Origin of the sequence: Streptomyces tendae, assembly GCF_014650435.1 — a bacterium.
In the GTDB taxonomy this organism is placed as follows: Bacteria; Actinomycetota; Actinomycetes; order Streptomycetales; family Streptomycetaceae; genus Streptomyces; species Streptomyces tendae.
Genome location: NZ_BMUY01000010.1, coordinates 33,504 through 57,887, shown reverse-complemented (window position 1 = coordinate 57,887; position 24,384 = coordinate 33,504). Strand labels below are relative to the sequence as shown.

Below are 24,384 nucleotides of genomic sequence, written 5' to 3'. Positions count from 1 at the left end.
GGAGCCGCTTCACGACCGCGGCTCGCGGACGACGTAGCCGACGCCGCGGACGGTGTGGATGAGTCTGGGCCCGTCGGCGTCGACGCCGTCGAGCTTGCGGCGCAGATAGCTGATGTAGGTGTCGACGATGCTGGGGTCGCCGCCGAAGTCGTACTCCCAGACGCTGTCCAGGATCTGAGCCTTGGTCATGGTCCGCCCGGCGTTGGCGACCAGGAAGTGCAGCAGGCGGAACTCGGTCGGTGAGAGCCGTACGGTGCGGCCCGCCCGGGTGACGTGGTGGCTGTCGGGTTCGAGGACCAGGTCGCCGACCGTGAGGCGGAGCGGCGTCTCGCCCCGGGTGCGGCGCAGTACGGCGTGGATGCGGGCGATCAGTTCCTCCAGGTCGAAGGGTTTGGTGACGTAGTCGTCCCCGCCGAGGCGCAGTCCGTGCAGCCGGTCCTGGCGGTCCTCGCGCGCGGTGACGAAGAGGACCGGGACGTCGCCGCCCCGCCCCGGCTGCGACGAGCGGGGCTGGGCGCGCAGGCGGCGGATCACCTCGAAGCCGTCCATGTCCGGGAGCATCACGTCGAGCAGGACGAGGTCCGGCGTGCGCCGTGCGGCGAGGTCGAGGGCCTCCCCGCCGGTGGCGGCCGCGTCGACGTCGAACCCGGCGTAGCGCAGGGCGGTGCGCAGCAGTTCCCGGACGGTGGGCTCGTCGTCCACGACGAGCAGGTGGTCCGTGCGGCCCGCCGGGCGCGAGGGGGGTGTCGGTGCCGCCATGGTCGTGGTTCGCCTTCTCGGGATGTCTGCTCGGGGGTTCACCAGGAGATCACAGGGTTCTCAGGAGGCCGAGTCGGACGGGACGGCGCGCCGTCGGGGTGCGGGGACGGGGGCCTTTCCCGCCGGGCGTTCACGGCGCCGTGCCCGCCGCCCGTACAGGCGGCTTCCGGCGTACGAGGCGAGGGCGGCCACGACGAACGCCGTGAGGGCGGACAGCCGGGTGTCGGACTCGAGCCCGGCGCTGAGGCCGCCCATCTCCCGGCCCAGGAGGCCGACGCCGATCCGCACCGAGCCGCGCGCGAGGAAGGGGAGCACGAACGTCGCGACGCCGACCGCGACGCCCATGCGCAGGGCGGTGTCCGTGTGCCGGTCCAGGAGGGAGTCGGCGTCCTGGCGCGGGGTGCGGGCCGGCGTGCGGGCGGCGGCGACGTATCCGGCGGCGAGCAGCAGGAGCAGCGCGAGCAGCAGTCCGGCCGCCCACAGCGGCACACCCGCGCCCGCCCAGTGACCGAGGTCCACGGACCGGTCCCCGCCCGCCGCTCCGTCCTGCCGTCCGCCGCCGAGCATGCCGAGCATCCCGCCGCCCTCCGGCCGCAGTCGCTCGACCGCGGCCTGCCACGAGGTGCCGGTTCCCGCGGTGAGCACGGCGGCGATCAGGTTGGGCCCGGCGAGCAGCAGCACACCGGCGGCCTCGGCGGCCCGGTCCCGGCCGGTCAGTGCGGCGGCACCGGCGAGGACGGCGACGGCCGTGACAGCGCAGCACAGCACGACCGCGGTCCCCGTGAGGGTGGACAGGACGGCGTTCCACTTCGTCCGGAGCCCGCTCAGGGCGAGGGGGCGTGGCAGGGTGGTCCGACGCGCGGCGAGGCAGCCGACCGCGAGAACGGTGGCCACTCCCAGGATGCCGAGGAACACCGTGGCGACGACGTCGGTCCGGAAACTCACCGAGGACAGCCCCGAAGCGAGGCCACCACCGCCACCGCCGAGCCCTCCGCCACCTCCGAACCCTCCGCCGAATCCGCCTGGCCCGCCCGCGCCGCCCGACCCGGCGCGCTCGCCCATCCGGTCCTGCACGCTCTGCGGCAGCCGGGCGGTGCCCGTCGCCAGGACCGCGCACACCGGCAGCGCCACCGCCGAGGTCACCAGCGCGCCGCCGCCACGCGCCCACAGCATCGCCGGGGTGGGCCGCGCCCTGCGGCGCAACGGCCGGAAGAACGCCGTCGCCAGTACGACCGTGCCCAGGAAGGTCAGGGTCAGGGGCGTCAACGCCGCCTGCCCGGTCAACGAGATGCTGAGACCACCCTCGCCCCCGCCGAGCAGCCCGGCGAGTCCCCCTCCCCCGCCCACGGAGGCCCCGGACTCGGCGGCCGATTCCAGGGTGACGCCGCCGCCGACGGCCAGGCTCAGCAGCGTCGGCACCAGCCGGGAGACCGGTGCGGCGCCGCCGGCGCCGAGGAGGGCCAGCGCGGCCCAGGCGGTGGCGGCCATGACGGCGAGGGCGGCCACGACGGCCAGGGCGCCTGCCAGGACGTGGCGCCACGCGGGCAGGGAGGGACGCGGAGTGGGTGCGGACATGGCTGGGCTCCTGTGCACGAGGGGAGAGCGGGAGGTCACTTGCCGGGGAGGGGACCCGCGGCGGCACCGACGGGTTCGTCTCCGCTCGCCTCGGCCGCGCCCCCGTCCGCCGCGCGCGTCAGCCGCTCGCCCTCGACGTCGAGGTCGGGCACGAGCCGGTCCAGCCACCGGGGCAGCCGCCAGGCGCTCCGGCCCAGGAGGGCGAGTACGGCGGGGACGAGCGTCATCCGCACGACAAAGGCGTCGAGGAGAACGGCGGCCGCGAGCCCGAATCCGATCGTCTTGAGGATTTGTTCCTCGGACCCCAGGAACGCGGCGAACACCGAGACCATGACCACGGCGGCGGCGGTGACCACCCGCGCGCTGTGCTCGAACCCGCTGACCACCGACTCCTTCGGCGACTGCCCGTGGACGTACGCCTCGCGCATCCGGGTCACCAGGAACACCTCGTAGTCCATGGCGAGGCCGAAGACGACGCCGACCATGAAGATGGGCATGATCGACACGATCGGCCCCGGCTCGGTGACGCCGAGCACGGACCCCAGCCACCCCCACTGGAAGACGGCGACCACCGCGCCAAGCCCGGCCAGCACCGACAGCAGGAAGCCGAGGGCCGCCTTGAGCGGGACGGCCAGGGACCGGAAGACGGCGATGAGCAGCAGGAACGCCAGACCGACCACGAGCGCCAGGTAGGGCAGGAGCGCGTCGGACAGCTTCTGCGAGACGTCCGCGTTCATCGCGGTCGTTCCGGTGACGAGCACCCGCGCGTCGCCGGCCCGCGCGAGTTCCGGGTCACGCAGTTCGTGGACGAGGTCGGCGGTCTCGGTGCTGCTGGGCGACGCGTCCGGTACGACGTTCAGTACGGCGGTGTCGCCGGAGGCGCTGAGCCGGGGCGGTCCGACGGCGCTGACGTCCTCGCGGCCGTCGATCCGCCCGGCGAGGTCCTTCGCGGCCTGAACGACGCTGCCGTCGTCGCCCGCGCCGTCGCCCGCGTCATCGGCCTGGACGACCACGGTGAGCGGGCCGTTGTAGCCCGGTCCGAAGCCGTCGGCGATCAGGTCGTAGGCACGGCGCTGGGTGGTGGAGACGGGCTTGCTGTCGTCCCCGGGCAAGCCCATCTCCAGGGAGGCGGCGGGCAGCGCGACGACACCGAGCAGCGCGGTTCCACCGAGGAGCACGGCGACCGGACGGCGGACGACGAACCGGGCCCAGCGCACGCCCATGCCCGGCCGCGGGCCCGGGCCGGTCGCCCGCTTCCCTCGCCGGGGACGGGCGGCGGGACCGATCCGGCGGCCGCAGAGCCCGAGGAGCGCGGGGACGAGGGTGACGGCGATCAGGACGGCGACGACGACCGTGCCGGCCGCGGCGAGGCCCATCTGGGTCAGCATCGGGATGCCCACCACGGACAGCCCCGCCAGGGCGATGACCACGGTGAGCCCGGCGAACACGACCGCCGATCCCGCGGTGCCCACCGCGTGCCCGGCGGCCTCCGTCCGGTCACGGCCGTGCGCGAGTTCGGCCCGGTAGCGGGAGACCACGAACAGGGCGTAGTCGATGCCCACGGCCAGTCCGATCATCACGGCGAGGCTGGTCGTGGTGGCGCCGAGGCCCAGCGGCGCGGCCAGCGCCTTGATGGTCAGCGCGCCGATGCCGACCCCGAGCACGGCGGTCAGCAGGGGCAGCCCGGCCGCGAGCAGCGATCCGAACGTGACGACGAGCACCACGGCCGCCACCGCGAGCCCGACGGCCTCCGAGGAGTGCCCGGCGGCCCTGGCCTCGACGGCGTTGCCGCCCGCCTCGACGGAAAGGTCCGGCGAGGCGGCCTTGTCCACGGTCTCCTGCAACGCGCTGCGGGAGTCCTCCTCCAGCTCGGCGGCGGACACCCCGTAGGAGACCTGGGCGTAGGCGGTGGACCCGTCCTCGCTCACGGACCGGGTGGCGAAGGGATCGGTGACCCGTTCGACTTCCGGACCGTCCCCGAGGGCCCGGACCGTCTCCCCGATCGCCGTGCGCGCCTCGGGATCGGTGACCCTGCCTTCCTCGGCGCGGAACACCACACGGGCGGTGGCGCCGTCGGCGTTCAGTTCGGGGAAGCTCTCCTCCAGCAGGTCGTATGCCTGTTGGGCCTCGGTGCCGGGCATGGAGAAGTCGTTCGGCGGCGCGGCCGGGGCGCGCCCGGCGAGCACCCCCGCACCCACGAGCAGTGCCACCCACAGCAGCGCGACGAGCCGGCGCCTCCGGAAGGAGAACCGGCCGAGCCGGGAGAGGAATGTCGCCACGGAAGGGCTCCCAAGTCAGGTCGAGGCTCACAGAAGTTCTGAGCGCGACGCTGACAGCCCTCCCTCACCGCCCCCGGAGAGATCCTGGGAGCTTCCTGAGAGCCCCCAGGTGCACCACGGGCCACTACGCGGAGGAAACGGGCATTACCGGCACCCGTGTGGCCGGATTCCCAGGAACCTCGCACTCCGCCCAGCCCGTCCTGCCCGCCCCGCCGGGCGGCGTGGGCCGGGTTCGTCGGGGCGGCCCCGGCCGCCCTCGTGGGGTGACCGGGGCCTTCCGCTCGGGCAACGGCGCTTGGAGAACCGAGCGGAGTCAGCGGCCGCCGAAGGGCGGCAGCGTCAGGGCCGAGTGGGCCGGGCGGGGTTCCGGGGCGGGCATGGCGCTGAGGTCGCGCAGGCGGGCGTTGCGCTGGTCCAGGGCCTGGGCGGTGGTCGGGAAGAGGGTGGCGCCGCCCTCGCCGACCAGGTCCTGGTTCAGGGTCACGAAGTCACGGGTGGCGTGCTCGTACGCGGCGAAGCCCTCGGCGTGGTCCCGGCCGGCGAGGGACCCGGCGAGCATGTAGGCGCCGACGAGGGCGAGGCTGGTGCCCTGGCCGGTGAGGAACGAGGGCGCGTACGCGGCGTCGCCCAGCAGTGCGACCCGGCCGCTGGTCCAGCGCGGCATCCGGATCTGGCCGACCGCGTCGAAGAACACGTCGTCCGCGTCGTGGAGGGCGCCCAGGATGCCCGGGACCTCCCAACCGGCGTCGGCGAAGACGTCGGCGAGCAGGGCCCGTTGGGCGTCCGGGTTGCCGAAGGCGTCGTAGGGCGGGTCGGGCCGGGCGAAGTTCAGGAAGGCGTGGACCTCCTCGTCGTCGCCCACGGCGTAGACGGCCGCCGCCCTGCCCGGGGTGTTCCACATCACCGTCTCGTGGGAGAGGCCGAGGGTGTTGGGCATGGTGAACACGGCGAAGCAGTAGCCGAGATGGCGGTGGAACTGCTCCTCGGGGCCGAACAGCGTCTCGCGGGTGCGCGAGTGCATGCCGTCCGCGCCGAAGACCAGGTCGAACCGGCGACTGCCGCCGCCGTGGAAGGTGACGTCGACTCCGTGCTCGTTCTGGTCGAGGGTGTCGACGGAGTCGTTGAAGAGGAACTCCACGTCGTCCCGGACCGCCATGTACAGGGCGTCGGTCAGGTCGCCGCGCCGTATCTCCAGGTCCCGTCCGGTCACCCCGCCGGTGACGGCGTGCGGGTGGAGCGAGGTCACCTCGTCGCCGTCCCCGTCGAGGAAGGTGATCCGGCGCAGGTCGATGTGCGCGTCGCGCAGTTGCGGCAGGATTCCCATCCGCTCCACGACGTCGAGGGCGGTGCCGCGTACGTCGATGGGGTAGCCGCCGCTGCGCAGGGTCCCGGCCTTCTCCACCACGGTGACCTCGTATCCGTGGCGGTTGAGCCAGAAGGCCAGGGCGGGACCGGCGATGCTGGCCCCGGAGATCAGGACGGTGCGCCTCGGTGCGGTGCGGGTCATGCTTTGACTCCTTTGCTCATGGTGCGGGTGACGAAGAGGGCCAGCAGGACGACGATGCCTGCGATGACGAAGCCGGTGACGTAGGCCGATTCGGCCGCGACCTCCGACCCGGAGGGGGTTCCGGCGGTGAGCAGAGCGCCGCCGAGCTGGCCGCCGACGGCGGAGCCGAGCACGCGGCTCACCAGGATCAGGCTGGTGGCGATGCCGGTGTCGTCCGGGTCGACGGCGGTGGCGGTGCTGGTCATCATCGCGGTGACGCACAGGCCGTTCGCGAGGGCGATCAGCACCTTGCCGACGACGAGGTGCCAGACCTCGGTGTGCACGGCCGCGACGGCGAGCAGGCCGACGGCCATCATGACGACGCCGGTGTTGACCACGGCGCGCGAGCCGAAGCGCCGGTCGCCGATCCCGCCGAGCGGACCGGCCAGCGTCGCGGCGATGGCGCCGGGCAGCAGGTAGAAGCCGATCTCGGTGGCGCTGGCCCGGAATCCGTAGCCGTCGCCGCGCTCGTCGAGCAGCTGCGGGACGAGGTAGACCGCCATCGTGGTGCCGAGGCAGATGACGAAGGTCAGCACGCACGCCTTCCATATCGCGGGCCGTGCCAGCATGTTCAGGTCGATCATCGGCGCGGCCGCCCGCCGTTCGACCCGCACCCATGCGGTGACGAAGACGGCCAGCAGGACGACCAGGGCGGCGAGCACGAGTGGTGCCGAACCGACTTCGGGCGCCAGCGCGAGCACGAGCATGAGGGTGACCAGCATCGCGCTCAGGAGCAGCAGACCGGGCCAGTCGATCCCGGCACCGTCCGTCCGGCCCGGTGGGTCGGCCGGCATCAGCCTGTTCACGAGCATGGTGGACCCGATGACCGCGATCGTCGGCAGCGCGAACATCCAGTGCCGGGAGAGCTGTTCCGCCACCGGGCCGGCCGACAGCATGCCGACCATCGACCCGCCGACGAAGAGTCCGCTGACCACGCCGATGGCCACCTTGGACTCCCCGGCAGGGAGGTGTTTGCGTACCACGATGAACGACAGGGGCAGCGCGCCGATCATCGCGCCCTGCAGCACCTGGCCGACCAGCAGCACGGGCAGGTTCGGAGCAAGGGCGGACACCATGCCGCCGACCGAGACCACCGCCATCAGCCGGACGAGGACCCTCTTGCCGCCGTAGCGGTCACCGAACTTGCCCGCCAGCGGGGTGATGAGCGCGCCGGTGATGAGGAGGACGATGCTGAGCAGCGCCCCCTCGGACTGGCTCATGTCCAGCTCGCGTTCCAGGAGCGGGATCGTCGGTGACACCACCGACTCCAGGGCACCGGTGGACAGTGCCAGTATGCCGAGGGCTCCGACAGCGGCCTTCCCGATGGGGACCGTGGGAGCCAGGGTTGTGGTCATGGGCGTCCTTTCCGTCATGGCCGGACGAGGGCCGTCGAAGGAGCGGTGGAACGGGAGGGGTTGGTGGTCGGCGCCGTCCCGCCGAGCGCCGTCACGGCCAGCACGACGCAGGCCGCCACCGCCACCGCGATGCCCTCGTGCGCCTGGCACAGCGCCGCGCCGGCCGCCGCGCCCGCGACGATGAGCGCGACGGCGGCGACCCGGCGCCGGGCGCCCCGGCCGCGGGACGCGCCCAGGCGGGAGTCGGCCGCGAGGCCGGTCAGCGTGGAGGTCACGACCACGGTGGTGACGTCCTTGACGGCGAGGTGGCGGGCGGTCGCCGCCTGCGCCCCCATGGCCAGGGCCAGCGACGACGCCATGCCCGCGCGGGCGCCGGAGGTGTCGGCCCCGGCGACGGCCAGACCGAGGGCCGTCGCGGTCAGGACCAGTCCGACGCCGCCCAGCAGTCCCGTGCACCGGCGGCTCCAGCCGGGGGCCGCGGTGCGCAGGACCCGCCCGGCCGTCGCCGCCCCGGCGAGGAAGGACGCCAGCGCCAGGACCGGGCCGAGCACCGGGAGCCCGGTACCGCCGCCCGTGGCCGCCATGCCGAGGATGACCACGTTGCCGGTCATGTTGCCCGCGAAAACCTGGTCGAGGCGCAGGTAGCCGACGGCGTCGACGACCCCGGTGGCGAAGGTGAGGGCCAGCATCAGAGCGGGCGGTGTCGCGTACCGTCGCGCGTTCATCGTCCGGCCGCGTAGCCCTGGGCGCCGCGCGGGTTCGCGGCGGCCCGGAGGACGCCGCTGTCCGGATCGCGGGTGACGACGGACAGCCGGCCCTGGCTCCACGGCCCGGAGACGGTCACGTCGTGGCCGCGTGCGCGCAGTTCGTCGACGACCGCCCCGCCCACGCGTTCCTCGACGACCAGTCCCCCGGGCGTCCAGGTCCGCGGCCAGAACGAACTCGGTACGGCGGTGGTGTGGAACGCGGGTGCGTCGATCGCCTCCTGCGGGTCCATGCCCAGCGCCAGCGTGCGCACCAGGTAGATCAGCTGCCACTGGTCCTGCTGGTCGCCGCCGGGTGTGCCCAGCGCGGCCACGGGACGGCCGTCGCGCAGCAGCAGGGTCGGCGTCAGCGTCGTACGGGGCCGTCGGCCCGGTGCCAGGCGCGACGGGGCGGCCGGGTCCAGCCAGGTCATCTGGAGCCGGGTGCCGAGCGCGAAGCCCAGCTCCGGCACGGCGGGCGAGGACTGGAGCCACCCTCCCGACGGGGTGGCGGAGACGATGTTCCCCCAGCGGTCGACGACGTCGATGTGGCAGGTGTCGCCCCGGGTCTCCCCGGTCTGCTGCACGGTGGGTTCGCCCACGCCGTCGGCCTGTGGGGCCTGCCCGCGGGTGACGAGCGGCGGGATGTACGGGGTGATGCCGGTGTCCGGGATGCGGCCGGGCCGGAACGCGGTCGAGGCGACCGGGCGGATCAGGCCCGCCCGCTCCTTGCCGTACCGGGGGGACAGCAGGCGGCGCAGCACGGTCTCCGCCTGTGCCGGGTCCAGGTGCCCGTAGTACGCCTCCCGGTCGGCCATGGCCAGCTTCAGGGCCTCGGTGAGGGTGTGGACGCCCTCGGCCGTCGACGGGTCGAGCCGCGCGTCGTCGAAGTGGTCGAGCATGGTGAGGGCCTGGAGCAGTACGGGCCCCTGGGACCACAGGCCGGCCTTCGCCACCGTGGTGCCCCGGAACCGGGCGGTGACCGCGGGCTCCAGGGACGGGTGGAAGTCGGTGAAGTCGGTGGCGGTGATGACCCCGGCGTGGTCCCCGCCCGAGGAGTGCCGGTGCGGCAGGGCCGCGAACTCCGCGACGGCCCTCGCCACGAACCCGGTGCGCCAGGCGTGCCGCGCGGCGTCGATCCGGGCGGCTCTCGTCCCGCCGGGTGCCCCGGTGCCCGCCCCGCACAGCCGGCGCAGGGTGCGGGCGTAAGCGGTGTTGACGAGGGTCACGCCCGGTGCCGGGACCCGTCCCTCGGGCATCCACAGCGCGTACGACGTCGGCCAGTGGCTGCGGAAGAGGTCCTCGACCGTGGCGAGGACGCGCGCCAGCTGCGGTACGACGGGCACGCCGTGCTCCGCGTAGTGGATGGCGTAGGCGAGGACGTCGGCGAGTTCCCAGGTGCCGGACTCGGCGAGCAGCCAGAGCCAGGAGTCGACGGCGCCGGGGACGGCGGCGGCGAGCGCTCCCGCGCCGGGCACGTGGTCGAGCCCCTCGGCGCGGAAGTGCTCGACGGTGGCGCCGCGCGGGGCGTGGCCCTGTCCGGCCAGCACGTACGGCGACGGGTCCGCGGCGGTCGCGAGCACGGCGACGAGGTCACCGCCCGGCCCGTTGAGGTGGGGTTCGGCGACGTGCAGGACGAAGGCGCCAGCCACGGCGGCGTCGAAGGCGTTGCCGCCCCGTTCGAGTACGGACTGGGCGGTCGCGGTCGCCAGCCAGTGCGTCGACGCGCTCATGCCGAAGGAGCCGCGGAGGGTGGGGCGTGTGGTGTGAGGGGGGACCTCGGTCGGTGACGGTGGTCGACCGGACATGTCTGTCACGTTCCGTTCGCGTGGTGAAGGGCTTGGTGGGTGGGTTGGTGCGCGGCGTGATGGGCCGCGTGGTGCGCGGCATGATGGGCGGCCAGGACGTCGCCGCCGAAGTCGGTCTCCGGGTCCCGCCACACGGCGTGCGCGTGGTTGACGCCGCGGTGGACGTTGGTCCACTCGATGAGCAGCCGCGGGCCCTGGAGGCGGTAGTAGTGCGGTTCACCCGGCGCGGTGGAGCCGGCCCAGGCGAGGTGTACGGCGTCCAGCGCGGCGGGGTCGTCGTAGCGGGCCAGCGGGGAGACCCCGGCCGGGACGCGGCCGAGGTAGGCGGCGAGCAGGGCCCGCAGCAACTCGCGCTGTCCGGCGTCCAGTTCGGCGCCCGGCAGGCCCTTGGGCGCCAGGGTGAGGGCCAGTGCCCACCGGTCGGCGCCGTCGAGTCCGGTGGACGGCTGTTCGGCACGGTCGGGGATGTGGGTGCCGGGGCGCCAGAGTTCACCGCGCCTGATCACGCGGTCGCCGACGCGGGTGCTGTTGCCCGCCACGACGTCGTTCGGCGCGCGGGGCAGCAGGACGGCGCGGGCGGCGGCCTCGGGACGCAGCGAGCGGACGAGTTCGCGGGCCGTGTCCTCGGCGCTGCCCAGCGGGCGCAGCGTCGAGCCGCCCAGCAGGGGCGAGGCGGCGGGGTCGGCGCCCAGGAAGCAGGGGGTGGTGGCGGCGACGCGTCCGTCGACGACGAGGTTGTTGAGCGAGACGTGATGGCCGCCGAACCGCCATCCCCACGGCCCCGGCCCGCCCGGCTCCCCGAAGACGCGCAGGTAGTACATGCCGGGGTCGCGGGTCCGCTCCCTGCCCCAGTTCACCGAGAAGCCCTCGACGTGGTCCAGCACGTTCTCCAGGCCGAGCACGGTGGCGACGGTGACGTACCCGGCCTCCGACAGCCCGCTCGCGACCAGCCGCATCGCCAACCGGTGCTGGGCCGGTCGCTGCTGGTGGAAGGTCAGTCCGCCGTGGTCCGTGGGCGTGTAGAACCAGCGGGTGCGGTCGGCGTCGGCGTGGGCCTCGGTCCCGGTCCCGGCCGTCCCGCCCGCGCGGGGCGACGGTCCGACCGCGACCCCGCGCTGGGCCGCGTCCAGGGAGTCCAGCCACGCCGCGGCCGCCTCGGCCATCCGGTCCGCGACGTGGCGGGCGCCGTCAGCCATGGCCGTTGACCCCGAGGAACTCGCGCACCCGGTGGGCGACGGTGTCCGCGAACTCCACCGCGATCCCGTGGCGTCCGCCCTCGATCGCCCGCAGTTCGGCGTTCGGCATGCGTCGCTCCATCAGGAGGGCGCCGTCGTAGGGAGCCAGCCGGTCCTCCGTGCCGTGCACGATGAGCGTGGGCGCGGTGATCTCCCCGAGGCCGTCCCGTATCTCGTGCCGGCGGGCGGCGTCGTGGCGGCGGCGGCTCTGCTCGGGTGTGCGGCGGGTCAGCGTCCGCACCGGCCGGGCGCGCTGCTCGGCCTGCCCCTCGGGCGTGAAGAAGTAGCCCGGGGCCGACTCCTGCCGTTCCTCGTGGGACATGCCCAGGAGCTCGTCGACGGCCGCGCTGCCCATCGCGTAGCTCGGCGTGGTGGCGACCAGGACGAGGGACGCGACGCGTTCGGGGTGCCGCAGCGCCGCGTGCTGGACGACGGCGCCGCCGAAGGAGGTGCCCAGCAGATGCGCACGCGCGAGCCCCAGCGCGTCGAGCAGGTCGACGAGGTCGTCGGCGAGGACGGCGGGCGTGTAGGGGACCGGAGGGTTCACGGTGATCCCGGAGTCGCGCTGGTCGTACGAGATGGCCCTGATCCCCGCGCCGAGTCGCGCCCGGAGCGTGGCGAACTGGGTGCGGTCGCTCTCACCACCGTGGACGAGTACGAGCGGCACACCGTCGCCGCCGTCGAGGACCCCGACGTCGAGTTCGCCCGCTCGTACGGTCTCTTGCTGATGCTTGGTCACCACTGACCTCCGATACAGAGACAGTCATCCGATTTGAGAGTGAACTATCGCTTCATGGGCCGCCCAATGTGCGACTCCGACGCGGGTGCGGCGGTGCCGGGCGACGAGGAACACAGTGGGCGGACGGCTACGCGCCGGGCGTCATACCCGGGAGCCAATGCGGGGGTGATACCGCGGTAGGGGGTGCGGAGAAGGGGAGGCGGAGGTGAAGGGGAGGCGGGGTCGGCGGGGCCTGGCGGTCAGCCCGCCCGCACCCACCCGCGCAGTGCGCCGCAGTACGCCTCGGTCAGCCGGGCGACGACCTCGCGGCGGGACAGTCCCGTCTCCCGCAGCAGGTCCTGGATCTCCCTGGGGTCGAAGAGCATGTTGCTGAGGAACAGGGCGTGTTCGTGCATCACGTCGGGCAGGCCGATGTCGTCGAGCAGTCCGCGCACGGGCTCGCTCCAGGCGTCCCGCAGGGCGACGATGATCTCGTTCCCGTCGTGCAGCCGTTCCAGGTAGCCCCGCCGGGACCGCAGTTGCACCAGCGCCGGGCCGTGCTCGGCGAGCAGGTCCACCCACTTGTCCACGAGGGAGTCGAACAGCGGCCGCCCCTGTGCGGTGGACGCGAGGCTGAAGTCGCGGAGCTCCTCGACGACGCTGAGCACGTAGGCGGCCAGCACGTCGTCCACCGAGGAGTAGTAGCGGTACGCGGTGGCCGGGCCGATCTCCGCGCGGGACGCGACCGCCTGCATGGTGAGCTGGTCGGGCGCCTCCCGGGCCAGTTCGCCGACGGCCTGGAGGAGGCGGCGGTGGTTGCGCCGGGTGTCGCTGCGCGGCTTGCGCCGCCCGCGCGGGGCGGCCTGCTGGTCGGTCACGGGCCTCCTCCGCCTCACAGAAGTGCAGGCAAAGGGTATCGCCTCGGTGTGCCGGCTCCCGCCGAGGTGCCGGGCGCGGCGGTGGCCTGCGAGGTGCCGCGCGGGGCAGTGGCGTGCGAGGTGCCGCACGGGGCGCTCAGGGGCGCGCATCGCCGAAGTAGCGGACGATCCGCTCCAGGCCGATCCACAGGTCGTCCTCACAGGCCGCGAACGAGATCCGCAGATGACCCTCGCCCGAGGGCCCGTACTCGGCACCGGCGCGGACGATCACCTCCCGCTCGGCGAGTTCGCGGGCGACCACCTCCGAGGGCACGCCGGTGTCGTAGCGCAGGAACCCGTAGAACGCCCCTTCCGGAGGCACCAGGTGCAGACCGGGCACGCCGGACAGCCGCGCGACCACCAGCTCTCGACGCCGGCGGTACCGGTGGACCATGGCGTCGACGACGCCGTCGGGCAGGGCGAGGGCGGCCAGGGCCGCGTGCTGGGCGGCCGTGTTCACCGAGCCGTTCCACGTCCGGTGCACCTGCGCCGCCGCGTCCACCACCTCGCGCGGCCCGGTCAGGTACCCGACCCGCCAGCCGGTCATCGCGTACGTCTTGGAGAACGTCTGCACGTAGACCGTCCGGTCGCGCAGCGACTCGATCTCCAGCGCCGAGGCCGCCTCGTGGCCCGGGTAGACCAGCCGGTGGTACGCCTCGTCGCTGACGACCAGGGTGTCGGTGCCGTCGAGGAGCTTGCCGAGGGCCTCCAGCTCCTCCTCGCGGTGCACGATGCCGGTCGGGTTCGAGGGGTTCGAGAAGATCGTCATGGCGGCGCCGGGAAGCGCGGCGGCCAACGCGTCCAGGTCCCAGTGCAGGTCCGGGGCGAGCGGCACGAAGTCCACGGTGCCGCCGGCGAGGACGACCAGGTCGGCGTAGAGCGAGTAGGCGGGCTCCGGGACGACCACGCGGTCGCCGGGGCCGATCGTCGCGAGCACGACCGCGGCCAGCGCGGCGGTGGCACCGTGGGTGACCAGGACGTCGTCCGCGCCCCACGGCCGGCCCGGACGCGCCGGCAGCCTCGCGGCGAGCGCGGCGCGCAGTTCCCCGAGGCCCTTCTGGTCGGCGTAGTGGGTGTGCCCCTCGCGCAGGGCGGACACCGCGGCCTGGACCACCGTCGGCGGGGTGGGGAAGTCCGGCTCCCCCATGGCCAGGGAGACGGCCCCCGGCGGAGCCGGGGCGAGGGCCGGGCGGCGCGAACGGCGGCGCAGTTCCTCGATCCGGGGGGCGTGCGGCGCGGCGGTCATCGGGCCACCGCCGCGCGGTCCTGACGCGCGGCGAGGATGCGCCCGCGCAGCGCGTCCTCCTTCTCGGCGATGCCGTCGACCGCGGCCGCGACCTCCGCCACCCGGTGCCGCGGGACCACGACGACGCCGTCGGCGTCACCGACGAGCACGTCACCCGGCGCCACGACCGTGCCGCCGACCGCCACCGGGGCTCCGACGGTGCCGGGCCCGTCCTTGAACGGCCCGGCGGGGGTGATCGCCCGTGCGTAGACGGCCAGACCCATCCCGGACAGCGCCTGTACGTCGCGGACCGCGCCGTCGACCACGGCGCCGGTGACCCCGGTGTTGACCATGATCTCGCCGATCAGGTCGCCGATCAGGGCGCGGGTGGTGTCCCCGTGCCCGTTGACGACCAGGACGTCGCCCGGCCGGGCTTCGTCGAGCGCCCGGTGGACGGCGAGGTTGTCACCCGACCGCACGTCCACGGTGAGGGCGTTCCCCAGGAGGACGGCGGGCTCGGTGAGCAGCCGGATGCCGCCGTCCATGACGGTCATCCGCGCCAGGGCGTCGCCGACGTGGGCGGCCGGCACCTCGCCCAGGCGGCGCGTCTCGGCCCCGGCGGCCCGGTCCCAGCTCGGAGCGACGGACACGCCGTCCGTCGCCGCAGCAATGAACATGGCGCGACTCCATTCTTAAATGAGGTATCTATCTCAGATAAGAAGGACCATAGCCGCCGAAGCGCCCGGCCACAATGCCCATGGCCGGGGCCGGTCCGACTGCTGGAGGAGGGGCCGCCCTACTCCCCGCCGGTGAACTTCGGGTCCTCGGCCTGGTTGTAGATCTCCTTGCCCGAGGCGTCGTAGGCGTGGACGTAGGGGCTCGGGCCCAGGTAGCGCGGGCCGACGGGCGAGTCCGGGGTGAGAGCGGCGCCGTAGACGAAGGCTCCGCCCGCCATGCGGGCCGGGTACTGCTTCGGGTCGTCGCCGTAACTGATGGTGATCCTGGCGACGTCGGACGAGTAGTGCCCGGCGCCCAGCATGAGGTACCTCCCCTCGCCGGCGGGCACCATCATGGAGTCGAAGTACTCGACGACCCGACCGGTGCCCCACAGGCGGTCGTTGATGAAGGTGGGCGGGGAGTCCGGACTGGTGCCCTTGTCGCCCTTCGACTGGCACTGCACGTACTGGTCTGCGGAGTTGACGGCCACCACCACGCCGTCCACGTCCGCCGCGGCGAGGGGCGTGCGGACCGCGACGACGGGCTGGTACTGCGACGCCTGCGGCCCCAGGCAGGAGGAGAGGACCCTGGTGACGGTCCTGGAGTCGATCGGGCTCGTCGTCGCGTCGGTGATGGTGAAGCCCGCCTCGGCCGACGTCCTGCCGGGCGCGGAGGATGCGCTCGGACTCGGTGCCGGGGTGGAGGCGGCCGGACTTCCGCCGCCGTGCGCCGGGGCGGCGGCCTCCGGCCCGGTGTCCCCCGTACCGCCGAGGACGACCACGGCCGCGAGGCTCACCGCCGTCACTCCGCCGGCGACCCCGAGCGGTACTCCCCACCTGCCGCGCAGCGAAGCCCCGTTGTCCTGTGGGCGGATCTTCATCAGTAGTTCCTCTCGGGTCCGCCGGTGGTTCGGCAGATCACGATCACAAGGAGCCGCGGGAATGCCCTGGGCGTCATTCATCGTGCGACCTCCTTCGCGTTGACGGGATGGTGGGCACCGAACGGCGGCGCGGCCGCGGCTTGGTCGAGATCGGCCCCCAGCCGTCGCCGTGCCCGGTGCAGCCGGGACTTGACGGTGCCGACGGCCACCTTCAGCACGGCGGCGGCCGCCTGCTGGTCCAGGCCCGACCAGACACAGAGCTCGACGACCTCGCGTTCGTGCCGCGGCAGGCGGGCCAGCGCCCGGTGGATCTCCGACATGCGGCGCTCGTCGTCGACCAGGCCGGCGACCCGGTCCGCGTGGTCGCCGACCGACTCCTGGTGCGACACGAGCCGGTGCAGCAACGCCTCGGCCCGTCTCAGCCGCCGCCTGGTGTTCGACAACTGACCGTTGGCGATGCCCAGCAGCCACGGCAGCGCCGAGTCGCGGTCGAGCACCGTCTCCGTTCGCCGCCGCCAGGCATGCAGGAACACCGCCGATGTGAGGTCCTCGGCCTCGGACCAGTCGGCCGTCCGCCGGAACAAATGGTTGTAGACGGCCTTGCCGTGACGGTCGAAGATCCGGCCGAACGCCTCGCGATCGCCGTCGACGGCCCTCGCCCACAGCTCCCGGTCGGACGTCCCGCCGACCGGTACGGCGGGACCAGCGTCGTTCAGTTCCATACCTCGTACGTGTCCGGCACCCGGCGGGAGGTTCCCGGTGACGTCGTCGAGAACGGCCGCTCACTCACGGTGGCGCGTAGCGGGCCGCGATCAGCGCCGCGCGGTCGTGGAGGGAGGTGCGCAGCCACTGCGGAGCCTCCACCTCCGCGTACGCGGCGTGCTGCCACAGTGCCCATTCGGCGTGCCGCGCGTCCTGGAAGACGACGTGCACCCGGAGCCGGCCGTCCTCGTCGGTCTCCTCCTCGCGGACCGCCAGGGCGGTGGCGACCAGGTCCTCCCGCCGCGCGGGGTCCAGGCGCACCACCACGGCGGTGTTGTCACCGCCGGTCCTGAACCGCACGTTGCGTTCGCGCCAGGCCCGGTCGAGGTCGACCGTGTCCGACCGCCGCGCGGGTTCGTCGAGTTCCTCCGCTGACAGGATGCGGCTCAGTCGGTAGGTGCGGTCCTCGGTGCCCCGTTTGGCCAGCAGGTAGCCCTGGTCCCTGACGGTGACCAGCCCGACCGGGTCCACCGTGCGCCACTGCGGGGGCCGGCCCACGGCCTCGTAGTGGATGCGCAGTCTGTGCCCGGCGAACACCGCGCTCCGGACCTCGGTGGCGATGGAGTCGCAGACCTCCTCGGGGGCCACCCGGCGCGAGAGGAGATCGGTCTCGGGGTCGATGAGCAGCCGCTGCGCCGCTCCGGCGGCGGTGTCACGCAGCGCGTCGGGCAGGGCGTCGACGACTTTCAGCACGGCCGAGGCGAGCGCCGATCCCAGACCGAACAACTGCGCACCGCGCCGTGATCCGGCGACCACGAGGGCGAGCGCCTCGTCGTGGTTCAGGCCGGTGAGTGCCGTCCGGAAGTCCGGCAGCAGCGCGAACCCGCCGTGTCGCCCTCGCTCCGCGTAGACCGGGACCCCCGCCGCGGAGAGTGCCTCCATGTCACGCAGCACCGTCCGGGTCGAGACCTCGAGCTCGCGGGCGAGCGTCTCCGCGGTCGTCCGGCCTCGCTGACGCAGCAACAGCACCAGGGAAACCAACCGGTCGGCGCGCATGGGGAAACCCTAGCCAAATACATGACCGAAGATGTCACGTTTTCTTGGCAGGGTTCGTCACACGACGCGAGAGCCCCGCTGTTGCCGGGGCGCGAGCGTGCACGGTGTCAGTCAACCGAACGGAGCAGGCGGCCAAATGGAACGCAATGCGGTCAACCCGGTGTCGTGGTCGGTCGAGATGGGATTCAACCAGGGCGAGGTCGTCTCCGGGCACGCGCGCACCCTGTACCTCTCCGGCCAGACGGCGATGAGCAAGGAAGGCAGGCCCGAGCACGACGGCGACATGGCCGCGCAGCTCGCGCTGGCCGTCGACAACGTCGAGGCGGTGCTCGCCGAGGCGGACATGTCGCTGACGAACCTCGTCCGGCTGAACGTCTACACGACCGACGTCGACCTGCTCTTCCAGCACTACGGCGTACTGGCGGGCAGGCTGGGCGCGGCCGGCGTCGCACCGGCCACCACCATGCTCGGCGTGACGCGTCTGGCCGTTCCCGGTCAGCTGGTCGAGCTGGAGGGCACCGCCGTCGACTGACACGCACGGCTTCCGCCGGCGCCCCCGACGGGGACGCCGGCGTGCCGCAAGCAGCACCGCGTCACGGTCGCGGTGCGTCGTGGAAGGTCAGCGCCGCAGGGTGAGGACACCCGGCCGCCACGGCAGCGAGTTGTAGTCCCCGCCCGCGTTCGGGGACTTGCCCTGGTAGAGAAACTGCAGGTTGCAGGGGTCGACGGTCATGGTCTGGTCGGGGTTGTCGCGGACCAGGTCGCCGTGGCTGATGTCGTTGGTCCAGGTGGCACCGCTGTTGGCCTTGCCCGCGAAGGGGTTGCCCTCACTGGCGGCCTGCGGGGTCCACGAGCCGCTCAGACTGGAGGCCGTGAACGAGCGGAAGTAGCGCCCGTTCGCGCCCATCGCCTCGACGATCATGAGGTACTGGTTCTGGCCCTGGACCTTGTAGACCTGGACGGCCTCGAACAGGTTGGCCTTCGTGTCGCTCATGATCGTCGTGTACGAGGAGCCGAAGTTGCCCGGGAAGTTCCCGATCGGCATGCTCGCCCGGTAGATCTTGCCGTTGTCACCGGCGAAGAACAGGTACATGTTCTGGCCGTCGGCGATCAGTGTCTGGTCGATCGGGCCGGTGTCGGAGCCGGAGATGCTCCCGGTGAACAGCGGCTGCGGAGCGGACCAGCCGTTGGGGTCGGTGGGGTCGCTCGACGTGCGGTAGATGAAGGGCCACGCACCCCACTGGTACGCCAGCACCCAGATGTTCTTGGGCGCGAAGTAGAACAGCGTGGGCGCCACCGCGGCCTGGTTCATCGCGTTCTGGCCGGCCGACGCCATGTCCGACCAGTTGGTGAAGGGGCCGAACGCCATCGAGCCGTACGACGAGCCCGACGAGGTCGATCCGTAGACCAGGTGCTTGCCGTTGTGCGTCACCGTGGTGAAGTCCTTCAGCGCGACCCACCCGCTCTTCGGCTGCGCCAGGACGCCCGTCGAGGACCACCGGTACGTCGACGGCAGCGCGCACGTGCCGTCCGTCGGCGGCGTACCGGTCAGGCCGGTCCACTTCTGGTTGCTGCCGCCGTCGCACGTTCCGATCCGCACCGCCGTGCCGTTGGCCGTACCGGCGCCCGCGGCCTCCAGGCACAGCCCGGACTCCACGCCGACGACCGTGCCGTCGGAGTTCACCCGCCACTGCTGGTTCGCGCCGCCGGAGCAGGACCAGATCTGCACCCGCGTACCGGGCGCGGTCGCGTGCCCCGGAACGTCCAGGCACTTGTTGCCGTACACGGTGAGCTGGAGCGTGTCCGTCGACGTCCACTGCTGGTTGGCACCGCCCCAGCAGTCGTACATCTGCAGGAGCGTGCCGTCGGTCTGGCTGCCGCCCAGCACATCGAGACACCGGTCGGAACCGGCACCGCGCAGGGCGCCACTGGTGGCTGCCTGGGCCGGGGCGGCGACGAGCATCGCGGCCAATGCGGCCAACGCGGCCAGAGCCGCGACCGCGGCGGCGAGCGCCGCGGACGTGTGCCCGCGGCTGAAGCTTCCTCTGTGCATGGGAACTCCCTCAGTTCGGGTGGGTGGTTCCTTGCCGGGCAAGAGAGCGAGCGACGCAGGACGTTCGCAATGTCGAACATCGGTCGAGGTGTCGAGCGCTCCGCATCATAGGGAACCGGGGAACGCCGTCAACACCCCTCGCGCGCATCACCTTCACTCCGAAACTTTCAAAGAAGCGGCCCTGAGCAACACTGCACGTCACGGAGAATCCCGCCAGATCCAGGCCATTCATCGCCGAAACTTTCGAACAATGACTGAATTCTTTTCGGCAGAAGTATTGACCGAGCATCGTCAACGCTCAATCATTCCTGTCTGGGAAACCGGCCGCAGATCGGTATACCGAACAGGTCCGCAGGGCGGCGGTGATGGCACCCCCGCCCGGCCCGCAGGGGTTGCGGACCAGGCACGTCCCTGCGCTCCAGTCCCTCCGTGACCCCTACCTTGGAGGCACAGTCATGGGCTCGTACGCCCTTCCCAGACCCGACATCCGCCGGAAGGCGCGCGGTCTGCTGCTGGCGCTGGCCGTCGGCGTCCTCGGCACGGCCACCGCACTGGTGGCGCCGCCGCCCGCCCACGCCGCCGAGAGCACGCTCGGTGCCGCGGCGGCGCAGAGCGGGCGCTACTTCGGCACCGCGATCGCCTCGGGCAAGCTCGGCGACTCGGCGTACACGTCGATCGCGGCACGCGAGTTCAACATGGTGACGGCCGAGAACGAGATGAAGATCGACGCCACCGAGCCGCAGCGGGGTCAGTTCAACTTCTCCGCCGCCGACCGCGTCTACAACTGGGCCGTGCAGAACGGCAAGCAGGTCCGCGGCCACACCCTGGCCTGGCACTCCCAGCAGCCCGGCTGGATGCAGAGCCTCAGCGGCAGCGCACTGCGCCAGGCGATGATCGACCACATCAACGGTGTGATGGCCCACTACAAGGGCAAGATCGTGCAGTGGGACGTCGTGAACGAGGCGTTCGCCGACGGCAGTTCGGGAGCCCGGCGGGACTCCAACCTGCAACGCACCGGCAACGACTGGATCGAGGTCGCCTTCCGCACCGCGCGCGCCGCCGACCCGTCCGCCAAGCTCTGCTACAACGACTACAACGTCGAGAACTGGACCTGGGCCAAGACCCAGGCCATGTACAACATGGTGCGGGACTTCAAGTCGCGCGGCGTGCCGATCGACTGCGTCGGCTTCCAGTCGCACTTCAACAGCGGCAGCCCCTACGACAGCAACTTCCGCACCACCCTGCAGAACTTCGCCGCCCTCGGCGTCGACGTGGCCATCACCGAACTCGACATCCAGGGCGCCCCGGCCTCGACCTACGCCAACGTGACCAACGACTGCCTGGCCGTGTCGCGCTGCCTCGGCATCACGGTCTGGGGTGTGCGTGACAGCGACTCCTGGCGGTCGGAGCAGACGCCGTTGCTGTTCAACAACGACGGCAGCAAGAAGGCCGCGTACACCGCCGTCCTCGACGCACTCAACGGCGGCGACTCCTCGGAGCCCCCTGCGGACGGGGGACAGATCAAGGGCGTCGGCTCGGGCCGCTGCCTGGACGTGCCCAATGCCAGTACCTCCGACGGCACCCAGCTCCAGCTGTGGGACTGCCACAGCGGCACCAATCAGCAGTGGGCGTACACCGACGCCGGCGAGCTGAGGGTCTACGGCGACAAGTGCCTGGACGCCGCCGGCAGCGGCAACGGCACCAAGGTCCAGATCTACAGCTGCTGGGGCGGCGACAACCAGAAGTGGCGCCTCAACTCCGACGGATCCATCGTCGGCGTCCAGTCCGGTCTCTGCCTCGACGCCGTCGGGAGCGGCACCGCCAACGGCACCCAGGTTCAGCTCTACTCCTGCTCGAACGGCGCCAACCAGCGCTGGACCCGCACCTGACGCGCCAGCGCCCACGATCCCGGGTCGCCACCGCACCTACGGCGACCCGGACTGCGCTCAGCAGCGGACTGCCCTTTCCATCAACCATGAACGAGGGGTTCGCTCGATCCGGCCTCTGTACCCGGCTCTCCCGCTCGTAGATCCTTCGTAGCTGTGACAACAGAAACGGCCAGCACCCCCTCATGACCCACGGGCATCAGCGCGATCACCCTCTTCACCGGCCGCATCTGGGAGATTGCCCCGTGACGACAGCGCCGAGCACTGAGACCAGGGCACTCCTGTCGTTCCTGCAGGGGCAGCGCCGCCACGTCCTCGGGATACTCGACGGCCTCGACCGCGATGCGCTGCGCCGACCCGTGCTGCCGTCCGGATGGAACTGCCTCGCCCTCGTCCAGCATCCCACCCTCGACGTCGAGCGGTTCTGGTTCCGCGCGGTGGCCGTCGGCGACGAAGAGGTCATCAAGTCCCTGGGTGATGACGGTGACGCGTGGGAGGTGGGGCCAGAGGTCCATGCTGGTGAGATCCTCGACCGATACCGCGCGGAGGCCGCCCACACGGACACCGTCATCAGCACCACCGCTGCGGACGCTCCCCTGGTCTGGTGGCCCCACCACCTCTTCGGCGAGCCGCACCTTCACACCCTGCGGGACGTCGTGCTGCACGTCATCACCGAGACCGCCTGCCGCGCCGGCCACCTCGACGCGGCGCGGGAACTGCTCGACGGCCGACGATGGATGGTCCTGACCTAGCAGTGTGAACGAGGCACCCCGGTACTCTCCCCGCTGAACGGTGGTGAGGACCGGCTACGCGTGCCCGGGGCGTGCCGCGGTGGCGGGGTCGGTGAGGCGCAGCAGCAGGGCGGCGGCGATGTAGCGCATCCTGCCGACGGTGCTGCGCGGGTCGTAGCCCAGGGTGTGGGTCAGTGCTTCGTGGCGGGCCTGCACGGTGGAGTGGTGCATGCCCAGCTCGGCCGCCGCGGAGCGGACGCTGTCGGCCTCCACCAGGGTGCGGAGCACGTCGGCGGAGCGCTGGTCGAGGCGGGCGAGGACGCGCACGTCCTCGTGCGGGTGCTCCGGGTCGTAGGTCTGGGCGAGCAGGAGCATCGCTCCCAGGTCCGCCGCGTCGACGGCCGGTGTGGAGGCGTCCGTCAGCCGGAGCGCGACGACCGCCGCCTCCCAGGACTCGGGGGCCCGGTCGGCTCGTACCCGGGTTCCGAACCCGACAGGTTCCGGCGGGCGGCGGACGGTGCCCGCGAGGTCGAGGGTGGCCCTCAGGAGTCCGTACCGGGTCGGCACGATCGCGGAGGGGGCCTCGCCGATCTCGGGGGCGTCCGCCGGGGTGGCCAGGACGCGCACCCGCGCCGCCGGGTCGATCCGGCGCTCGGCGAGGAGCGCGGTGCGCTCGGCGACGGTGCGGGTCCGGTCGACGACGGCGTCGATGCCGCGCTCGGGACTGCGGCGGGCGTCGAGCAGCTCCACCCCCAGGGCGAGCCGCTCCACGATCATCTCGTCGTCGGGTCCCGGCTCCCCGTCCCGCTCCAGCCACACCACCCAGTCGGCGTGGGACCTGCGGGAACCGTGCCGCCGGCCAGCGGCGTGGCCGGTGACCGGGTGTCCGTCCGGGTCGCGCCGGGTCACGCGCCCCCGGATCTGCGCACCGGCGACCGTGCCGGAGAGGACCGCGGCGCCGCGCAGGAGTCCGTCGAGTCCGGCGCCCCGGGTGATGAGGACGTCGAAGTACGACACGATCCGCAGCGTTTCGCCCGCCTGCGGGTCGAGTGAGTTCAGTCGTCCGACCAACTGGTGCACCTGCGCTCCTTCGCACCTTCTCCCCAGCTTACCGAGGACCGGGGACCTCGCCTCAGGATCCGAGTGTGCGGGCGACCCAGGCGTTGCGCGCGGCCGTCATGGCGTGCGCGAGGGCGGTGTGGGGTGCGGTCAGGTCGAAACCGTGGAAGCCGCCAGGCCAGATGTGCAGTTCGGCCTGGACGCCCGCGTGCCACAGGGCCGTGGCGTAGGCGACGTCCTCGTCCCGGAAGACCTCGGCCGAGCCGCAGTCGATGAACGCGGGCGGCAGCCCCGTGAGGTCGGTGGCGCGGGCGGGGGCGGCGTAGATCGACACGTCGTCGGTTCCGCGTCGCTCGCCGAGGAGCGCGGTCCAGCCCATGCGGTTGCTCCCGCGGTCCCACACACCCACGCCCTCGAACTGGGCCACGGAGACCGTGCGGTCCCTGTCGTCGAGCATCGGGTAGATGAGGACCTGGCCGGCGAGGCGCGGTCCCCGCCGGTCCCGTGCCAGCAGCGTGACGCCGGCGGCGATCCCTCCCCCGGCGCTCTGCCCGGCGATGATCAGCCTGTCCGGGTCCATGCCCAGGTCCCGGGCGTGCTCGACGGTCCACAGCAGTCCGGCGTAGCAGTCCTCGACCGGGTAGGGATCGGGGTGCTCGGGTGCGAGCCGGTAGTCGACCGTGACGAGTACGGCATCGTGTTCGACGACCCACGGGAGGGCCTGGCTCAGGCCGGAGAACCGGTTGCCGGCGACCATGCCTCCACCGTGCGTGTGGTAGACCCCCGGCCCGAGTCCCCGGTGGTCCTCGCGGGCGATCACCGAGACTGTGATCTCGTCACCCAGGTACCCGGGGATCGTCACGTCGTGCCGGGTGAGGCCGTCGGCCTCCAGCGTCTCGTCGGTGACCTCGGCCGGCGACGACATGCGCATGTCCGGAATCATGTCCGCGGTCAGGGTCGGCGGAATCTGGTCGGCGAGTGCCGCGAGGACGGCCTCGAGCTCTGGGTCGAACGGCGGTCGGGGAAGGCTGGCGGGCATAGAGGCTCCATGATCTGTACTGCTTGCTCTGGGCCGCCTGGACTCGGCGTGAGCCCATCGTCCTGCGCGGGGAGCCGCACCGGGAACCGCCGAACGCTGCG

21 protein-coding genes are annotated in these 24,384 nt (G+C 72.7%); 3 read left to right on the top strand and 18 right to left on the bottom strand.

Annotation, left to right across the window (positions count from 1 at the left end; all coding sequences use genetic code 11):
- Window positions 1–9: 9 nt before the first annotated feature.
- The 15 genes from IE258_RS25485 to IE258_RS25415 all read right to left on the bottom strand — a co-directional run bounded on the left by IE258_RS25485 (window position 10) and on the right by IE258_RS25415 (window position 17,515).
- Entirely contained in the window at window positions 10–759 is a 750-nt protein-coding gene (locus IE258_RS25485; protein WP_189747127.1) for a response regulator transcription factor, read from the bottom strand.
- Window positions 760–819: 60 nt separating this feature from the next.
- Window positions 820–2,334 (bottom strand): streptophobe family protein, encoded by a 1,515-nt coding sequence (locus IE258_RS25480; RefSeq protein WP_189747125.1) that lies wholly within the window; start codon window positions 2,332–2,334, stop codon window positions 820–822.
- 35 nt (window positions 2,335–2,369) lie between these two features.
- Entirely contained in the window at window positions 2,370–4,613 is a 2,244-nt protein-coding gene (locus IE258_RS25475) for an MMPL family transporter (RefSeq protein ID WP_189747123.1), read from the bottom strand.
- A 313-nt stretch (window positions 4,614–4,926) separates the two neighbouring features.
- Window positions 4,927–6,120 carry an FAD-dependent monooxygenase gene (locus tag IE258_RS25470; RefSeq protein ID WP_189747121.1) on the bottom strand — a complete coding sequence of 398 codons (1,194 nt, stop codon included), beginning with the start codon at window positions 6,118–6,120 and terminating at the stop codon, window positions 4,927–4,929.
- On the bottom strand, window positions 6,117–7,514 hold the full coding sequence (locus IE258_RS25465; RefSeq protein ID WP_189747119.1) for an MFS transporter: 1,398 nt from the start codon (window positions 7,512–7,514) through the stop codon (window positions 6,117–6,119). Before IE258_RS25465 ends, IE258_RS25470 begins: the two co-directional genes overlap by 4 nt.
- A gap of 14 nt (window positions 7,515–7,528) precedes the next feature.
- The gene (locus tag IE258_RS25460) at window positions 7,529–8,239 is read right to left on the bottom strand and encodes a YoaK family protein (RefSeq protein WP_189747117.1); all 711 of its coding nucleotides are present in this window, start codon (window positions 8,237–8,239) and stop codon (window positions 7,529–7,531) included.
- Entirely contained in the window at window positions 8,236–10,065 is a 1,830-nt protein-coding gene (locus IE258_RS25455) for a gamma-glutamyltransferase family protein (protein WP_189747115.1), read from the bottom strand. Before IE258_RS25455 ends, IE258_RS25460 begins: the two co-directional genes overlap by 4 nt.
- A 5-nt stretch (window positions 10,066–10,070) precedes the next feature.
- A complete protein-coding gene (locus IE258_RS25450; RefSeq protein WP_189747113.1) occupies window positions 10,071–11,261 on the bottom strand; it encodes a DUF3500 domain-containing protein in 1,191 nt (396 codons plus the stop codon).
- Window positions 11,254–12,039 carry an alpha/beta fold hydrolase gene (locus tag IE258_RS25445; RefSeq protein WP_229892404.1) on the bottom strand — a complete coding sequence of 262 codons (786 nt, stop codon included), beginning with the start codon at window positions 12,037–12,039 and terminating at the stop codon, window positions 11,254–11,256. Before IE258_RS25445 ends, IE258_RS25450 begins: the two co-directional genes overlap by 8 nt.
- A gap of 239 nt (window positions 12,040–12,278) precedes the next feature.
- A complete protein-coding gene (locus IE258_RS25440; protein ID WP_189747109.1) occupies window positions 12,279–12,896 on the bottom strand; it encodes a TetR/AcrR family transcriptional regulator in 618 nt (205 codons plus the stop codon).
- Window positions 12,897–13,032: 136 nt separating this feature from the next.
- Window positions 13,033–14,181: a pyridoxal phosphate-dependent aminotransferase gene (locus tag IE258_RS25435; RefSeq protein ID WP_189747107.1), complete on the bottom strand. Its 1,149-nt coding sequence runs from the start codon at window positions 14,179–14,181 to the stop codon at window positions 13,033–13,035.
- Complete coding sequence (locus IE258_RS25430; RefSeq protein ID WP_189747106.1) at window positions 14,178–14,837, bottom strand: RraA family protein; 660 nt, start codon at window positions 14,835–14,837, stop codon at window positions 14,178–14,180. Before IE258_RS25430 ends, IE258_RS25435 begins: the two co-directional genes overlap by 4 nt.
- Before the next feature lie 119 nt (window positions 14,838–14,956).
- A complete protein-coding gene (locus IE258_RS25425) occupies window positions 14,957–15,757 on the bottom strand; it encodes a hypothetical protein (RefSeq protein ID WP_189747104.1) in 801 nt (266 codons plus the stop codon).
- Between the two features lie 77 nt (window positions 15,758–15,834).
- On the bottom strand, window positions 15,835–16,479 hold the full coding sequence (locus IE258_RS25420; protein ID WP_189747102.1) for an RNA polymerase sigma factor: 645 nt from the start codon (window positions 16,477–16,479) through the stop codon (window positions 15,835–15,837).
- Window positions 16,480–16,543: 64 nt separating this feature from the next.
- Complete coding sequence (locus tag IE258_RS25415; RefSeq protein ID WP_189747100.1) at window positions 16,544–17,515, bottom strand: helix-turn-helix transcriptional regulator; 972 nt, start codon at window positions 17,513–17,515, stop codon at window positions 16,544–16,546.
- A gap of 136 nt (window positions 17,516–17,651) precedes the next feature.
- Between IE258_RS25415 and IE258_RS25410 the strand changes: the two genes are divergently transcribed.
- On the top strand, window positions 17,652–18,047 hold the full coding sequence (locus tag IE258_RS25410; protein WP_189747097.1) for a RidA family protein: 396 nt from the start codon (window positions 17,652–17,654) through the stop codon (window positions 18,045–18,047).
- Between the two features lie 87 nt (window positions 18,048–18,134).
- Here IE258_RS25410 and IE258_RS25405 read toward each other — a convergent pair whose 3' ends face one another.
- The gene (locus tag IE258_RS25405) at window positions 18,135–19,568 is read right to left on the bottom strand and encodes a non-reducing end alpha-L-arabinofuranosidase family hydrolase (protein ID WP_189747095.1); all 1,434 of its coding nucleotides are present in this window, start codon (window positions 19,566–19,568) and stop codon (window positions 18,135–18,137) included.
- 455 nt (window positions 19,569–20,023) lie between these two features.
- On the opposite strand from IE258_RS25405, the gene IE258_RS25400 reads away from it, so the two are divergent.
- Both IE258_RS25400 and IE258_RS25395 read left to right on the top strand, forming a co-directional pair.
- Complete coding sequence (locus IE258_RS25400) at window positions 20,024–21,457, top strand: endo-1,4-beta-xylanase (RefSeq protein WP_189747093.1); 1,434 nt, start codon at window positions 20,024–20,026, stop codon at window positions 21,455–21,457.
- A gap of 242 nt (window positions 21,458–21,699) precedes the next feature.
- Window positions 21,700–22,206 carry a DinB family protein gene (locus IE258_RS25395; RefSeq protein WP_229892403.1) on the top strand — a complete coding sequence of 169 codons (507 nt, stop codon included), beginning with the start codon at window positions 21,700–21,702 and terminating at the stop codon, window positions 22,204–22,206.
- 54 nt (window positions 22,207–22,260) lie between these two features.
- On the opposite strand, the gene IE258_RS25390 is transcribed toward IE258_RS25395, so the two are convergent.
- On the bottom strand, window positions 22,261–23,265 hold the full coding sequence (locus IE258_RS25390; protein ID WP_189747090.1) for a hypothetical protein: 1,005 nt from the start codon (window positions 23,263–23,265) through the stop codon (window positions 22,261–22,263).
- 52 nt (window positions 23,266–23,317) lie between these two features.
- A complete protein-coding gene (locus tag IE258_RS25385) occupies window positions 23,318–24,283 on the bottom strand; it encodes an alpha/beta hydrolase (RefSeq protein ID WP_189747088.1) in 966 nt (321 codons plus the stop codon).
- Window positions 24,284–24,384: the final 101 nt, after the last annotated feature.